At 69.7% G+C, this 4,978-nt stretch carries 5 protein-coding genes and 2 pseudogenes; 4 read left to right on the forward strand and 3 right to left on the reverse strand.

All coding sequences use genetic code 11. The annotated features are described in order from the left end of the window. Positions 1-72: 72 nt before the first annotated feature. Together U9983_RS07245 and U9983_RS07250 are read right to left on the reverse strand one after the other, a co-directional pair. On the reverse strand, positions 73-1,488 hold the full coding sequence (locus U9983_RS07245; RefSeq protein ID WP_322753281.1) for an amidase: 1,416 nt from the start codon (positions 1,486-1,488) through the stop codon (positions 73-75). Positions 1,489-1,594: 106 nt separating this feature from the next. Beyond that, positions 1,595-2,413: a transposase gene (locus tag U9983_RS07250; protein ID WP_322753324.1), complete on the reverse strand. Its 819-nt coding sequence runs from the start codon at positions 2,411-2,413 to the stop codon at positions 1,595-1,597. Between U9983_RS07250 and U9983_RS27770 the strand changes: the two are divergent. From U9983_RS27770 to U9983_RS07260, 3 genes and pseudogenes are all read left to right on the forward strand, one after another. Continuing rightward, a pseudogene (locus tag U9983_RS27770) lies at positions 2,388-2,810 on the forward strand (transposase); the annotation flags it as partial. The gene U9983_RS07250 and the pseudogene U9983_RS27770 sit on opposite strands and share 26 nt — an antisense overlap. Before the next feature lie 163 nt (positions 2,811-2,973). Continuing rightward, a pseudogene (locus U9983_RS27775) lies at positions 2,974-3,081 on the forward strand (sulfurtransferase); the annotation flags it as partial. 224 nt (positions 3,082-3,305) lie between these two features. Further along, entirely contained in the window at positions 3,306-4,007 is a 702-nt protein-coding gene (locus U9983_RS07260) for a peroxiredoxin-like family protein (RefSeq protein WP_322753283.1), read from the forward strand. A 115-nt stretch (positions 4,008-4,122) separates the two neighbouring features. Here the strand turns inward: U9983_RS07260 and U9983_RS07265 are convergent, their stop codons facing one another. Further along, positions 4,123-4,341 (reverse strand): hypothetical protein, encoded by a 219-nt coding sequence (locus U9983_RS07265; protein WP_322753284.1) that lies wholly within the window; start codon positions 4,339-4,341, stop codon positions 4,123-4,125. Positions 4,342-4,636: 295 nt separating this feature from the next. Between U9983_RS07265 and U9983_RS07270 the strand changes: the two genes are divergently transcribed. After that, positions 4,637-4,978: SDR family NAD(P)-dependent oxidoreductase (locus U9983_RS07270; RefSeq protein WP_322753285.1), on the forward strand; the 342-nt coding region annotated here is incomplete at its 3' end.

Raw genomic sequence — 4,978 nt, forward strand, 5'->3', positions numbered from 1 at the left:
TTATCCCAGGTCAGAGGGCACTTTCTCGTTCAGCACGCCGATCAACAGGCAAATCGGACGGTGCATCCAGGCTCAGTCCGCGTAGATCGAGGGCTGGCGGTCCTTCCACGGCACCGCCTGCTCCAGCTGCGCGGCCACCCGCAGCAGCAGGTCCTCCCGGCCGTGGGCGGCCACCAGCTGGACGCCGATCGGCAGGCCCTCGCGGCTCTGGCCGAGCGGCAGGCTGATCGCGGGGTTGCCGGAGACGTTGAAAGCGGCGGTGAACGGGCCGTACTCGAAGATCCGCCGCAGCCAGGAGCGCGCCGTGTGGCGCGGGTTGTCGTAGTCGAGCGAGCCGTGCGGCGCCGGGAGCTGGGCGAGGGTGGGAGTCACCAGCAGGTCGTGGTCGAGGAAGAACCGGCCGACCGGGCGGGTCACCAGGTGCTGGGCCTCCATCGCCGCGAACACGTCGAGTGCGGTGAACGCCTCGGTCTCGCCCAGCACCCGCCGGGAGACCGCCTCCAGCGAGGACGGGTCGGGCCGGCGCGGTGCGCCGCGCAGCACCGCGCCGCCGCTGGTGGTGACGACGAGCATCGCCGCCTCGACGATCTCCTCCGGGTCGAGCTCGGGGCGGGCCTCGGTCACTGTGTGTCCAATCCACTCCAGCACCTTGCCGGCGGCAACTGTGATCTCCGCCACCTGCGGGTCGACGGCCACGCCGGACCACGCCCTGGTGGTCAGCGCCACCCGCAGTCGACCCGGGTTGGTGCGCACCTCGGTGGCGTACGGCTGGGCGGGCGGCGCCGCCTGGTACTTGTCGCCGACCGTCGGCGCGCAGACCGCGTCCAGCAGGTGCGCGGTGTCCCGCACGGTGCGGGTGAACCCGAACTCGACGAGCTGGCCGAAAGCCGCCTCCCCTGTGAGCGGACCGCAGGGGGTTCGCCCGCGGCTGGGCTTGAGGCCGACCAGCCCGCAGCAGGAGGCCGGGATGCGGATCGAGCCGCCAGCGTCGTTGGCGTGCGCTAGTGGTACCGCCCCGGCCGCGACCAGGGCGGCCGAGCCGCCGCTGGAACCGCCGACGCCCCGGGTGAGGTCCCACGGGTTGCGGGTCTGGCCGTAGCGGACCGACTCGGTCGCGAAGCTGAGGCCGAACTCCGGCGTGGTGCTCTGGCCGAGCGCGACCAGGCCGGCTGCCCGGAAACGGACCATCAGGTCGTGGTCGACCAGCGCGACGGCGCCGTTGATGCTGCGACTGCCGATCGTGAACGGCAGGTGCTGGGCGAACGGGCCGCTGTCCTTGATCACGAAGGGGACACCGGCCAGTGGCCCGTCCGCCCGGTGGGTCAGGGCCGGCTCGACCAGCGGGCGGGTCAGCGCGTTGAGATCGGCGTTGATCTGCTCCAGCGCGCGCCGGGCGAGCGCCTCGACCTCCGACGCGCTCACCTCGCCGCTGCGGATCAGCTCGCTGAGGCCGACCGCATCGAGCGACGCGTACTCGTGCAGTTCCACGCGGTCCAACTCCCCTGATCGGAAAAATCGTCCGGGACGTGGGCAGGCTGCCGCCCACGTCGTGTCCTTGACCGCCGGTTGGTGACTGTGAGCGAGGGGGATGAGGTCAGGCGGCGGGGTTCAGTGTGACGGTATGGCCGAGGGCTTGGAGTTGGTGGACAAGGCTGCGGGTCTTGCGGTCTTTGTTGATCCGGGTGGTGTAGTAGTCGGCACCGAGGTCGTGGTAGCGGGCGTGTGGGTCAGCGAGCAGATTCCAAATGATCACAAGGATGGAGCGGGCGAGCGCGACCAGGGCTTTTAGCTTGCCGCAGCGTTTGACCAGCCGCCGGTAACGTTCCCCGAGGAAGGTGTTGGTTTTCGCGGCGGCGGCGGCGATCTCCCCGAGTACGCCCTTGAGGTAGGGGTTACCCTTGCCGGTCCTGCCGTTGCGGTTTTTCGCGCCGGACTGAACGGTGCGGGGGCACAGCTTCGCCCAGGACACCAAATGCCCGGCGGTAGGGAACTGGCGCATATCCAACCCGACCTCCGCGAGGACGATCTGGGCGCCCCGCACGGCGATCCCGGGAACCTCATCCAGGCGGGCCACCGCCGATAACCCGGCGGTGAGGATCTCACCGGTGTCGGTGTCACAGCCGGGTCCGCTGCGGTGGCCGCCGGTGGCGGACGGCCCGGCGGCGGGGATCGCCGCGAGCGCCGCGTCGATCCTCGCGGTGAGCTGCTCGATCTGGCCGGTCAGGCCGTCGTGCTGGTCAAGCAGCATCCTGGCCAGGTAGGCGTGGTGCTCGTCGAACCGGCCGGTCAACGCCTCGACGACGAGCGCAGCCTGCTTGACCCGCATCCGTCCCTTGGCCAGGGCTGCGAGGCGGTGGGGATCCCGCTCCCCACCGATCAGCGCTTCGATCATCGGACGGAAACGCAGCATCATCGTCGACACGCTCGGGCTCCTCCTCACAGTGCTCGTCACCACCGCCGACACGTCCGACGGCCACGCCGGCCTCCAGATGCTGACCACCGTCGCCGCCACCCACCCCAGGATCCGTAAAGCCTGGGCCGACAGCGCCTACCGGACCGCGGTCATCGAACACGGCGCCCGACTGGGCATCGATGTCGAAACCGTCCACCGCGACCCCACAACCAAAGGCTTCATTCCTCTTCCGCACAGATGGATCGTGGAACGCACATTCGGCTGGCTGATGGCCTACCGCCGCCTCGCCCGCGACTACGAAACCCACCCCACCCGCTCCGAAGCCATGATCCACCTTGAGATGATCGATCTCATGACCCGCCGTATCGCCGGCGAATCAACCCCAACCTGGCGAGGAACATGCACCCGAATCAAACGGAACCCGCAGGATCGAACACCCTCTGAGTCCGGACGCGTACGCATTGCGAATGCCATCGTCGCGGCATGTGAGGATGCCTGCCGGCAGACGTTGGACGGCTGGCCGGCGTTGACTGTGCGTGATAATCGGGCTGGCTTGCACATCGTCTCGGGTGTACTGCGGGTCCGGGCTGACGGCCGCGCATGAGGTGGCCGCGCCCGCGATCGCCGGAATCGAGACCACCTTGCACGCCGGTTCGTGGTCGCAGTGATCGAACGACCCTGACCGGGTGGCCGCGACCGGCACCGACCCGCGCTGACCGAGGCACGTGCCCACGATCTCGATCCTGGCGCCGCATTCGCTGGGGAGCGCGGCCGTACGTCTCCGAGCTGGCGGAACCCTCCCCAGGGCGACGAGCACACCTACGATAATTCTTCACTTAATTGGTCGAGAATACGGTAACCTCGCGTTGAGAATGAACGACGGGAGACCCTCATGCCTGGGACAAACCTGACCACCGAGACGCCTTCGCCCACCGTGCTGCTGACCGTGCAAGGGTTCCTGGGCGAGCTGCAGGCCAGCCGGGACGGGGAATGGCCGGCCGATCGCCTCGCGGCGCATGCGGCCCAGCGGCGGTCCCTGGAGGATGCCGCCGACCGCGACCGGATCGTGAAGGTCGGCGACGTCGTCGCCCCGTTCACGGTGCCCGAGGTCGACGGCGGCCAGGTGGTGCTCACCGAGCTGCTGGCCAGCGGCCCCGTCGTCCTACTGTTCTTCCGTTTCGAGGGCTGCCCGGCCTGCAACGCGGCACTGCGCGGCTACCAGCTCACCCTGGCACCTGGGCTTCCCGCGCTCGGCGCGCACCTGGTCGCGATCAGCCCGCAGGTGCCGGAGAGGCTGGCCGCCGTCAAACGGCGGCACGGCTTCGAATTCCCAGTCGCCTCGGACCGCGACCTCGAACTGATCACGGCCTTCGGTATCGGGTTCGAACCGGACGACCTGACCCGGCAGCAGTACCTGCGGGATGGCGTCGACATGGGTGCGACGCTGGGCACCGGACGTTGGGTGCTGCCCTACCCCACCGCGATAGTGATCGGCTCCGACCGCGTCGTCCGGTTTGCCGACTCCCACCCCGACTGGATGGTGCGCACCGAGGCGGAGGTTCTGCTGGACGCCGTGCGGTCGCTGGTTCGTTAGCGCCCTGCGGTCGACCAACCGCCGGGTGCAGCGAAGCGCCCGATCTCCGGGCCAGCCGGCGATCTGACTCGATGGGCCGAATACCGCTCACGCACCCCGGCATCGAGGGCAGGCGTCAGTAGTGGATCGGGCCGGGGGTGCCGCCCCCGGCTGCGATTTCATCCGCGGTCACCACCCGCCGGATGGCCGTGCCAGCCGCGGCCGCCGCGAGACGTTCGGCGGGGAGCGAGATCGTCCCGTCATACTTTTCGGTCAGGGTCAGGCCAGGGTGGACGACGTTGACGGTCACCCAGTGCTGCCCGAGTTCGGCTGGGCCGTCCGGCCACACTTTCATCGAAACTGGACAAGCCCGCCGAGGCGGCCGATTCGGCGGCTGGCAGACTGCTGTGCATAAACCAGTAGGGCAGGGCGGGCCCCGGCCGCCGAGATCGGCGCTGGATCCATGACGACGCACGAGGACGGAGCTGTTTCGTGTCGGTTGATCTGCGTCAGGATCCCGAAGTGGTGGAGCTGGCGAGGTACCTCGGCCGGCAGCGCGGTCCCGGCGCCGGCAGCCGTCGGCCTGGAAGCGATCAGCAGTTGATCGGCCGTACGGTGACCAGATCTCCCTGCCAGGCGGGGAGCGAACAGTGAGCGCCGGGGTGACCGGCTCCCCCCGCCCCGTCGGGCTCGTCACCGGGGCATCGCGCGGCATCGGCCTGACGATCGCCCGGTCGCTCGCCGCGGCCGGCTATGACCTCACGATCTCCGCGCGAAACGCCGCCGGGCTCGCCGACGTTGCCGCGGATCTCTCGGCGGCCGGCGCCATGGTGCGCCCCCACGGCGCCGACATGGCCGTCGAGCAGGACGTGACGGGCCTTGCCGCGGCACACGTCGAGGCCTACGACCGGCTCGACGTGCTGGTGATGTCAGCCGGTATCGGCTACGCCGCACCCCTTGACACTGCGCCGCTGCACCGGTTCGACCGCCAG

The organism is Protofrankia sp. Cas3, from assembly GCF_963555955.1.
Classification (GTDB): domain Bacteria; phylum Actinomycetota; class Actinomycetes; order Frankiales; family Frankiaceae; genus Protofrankia.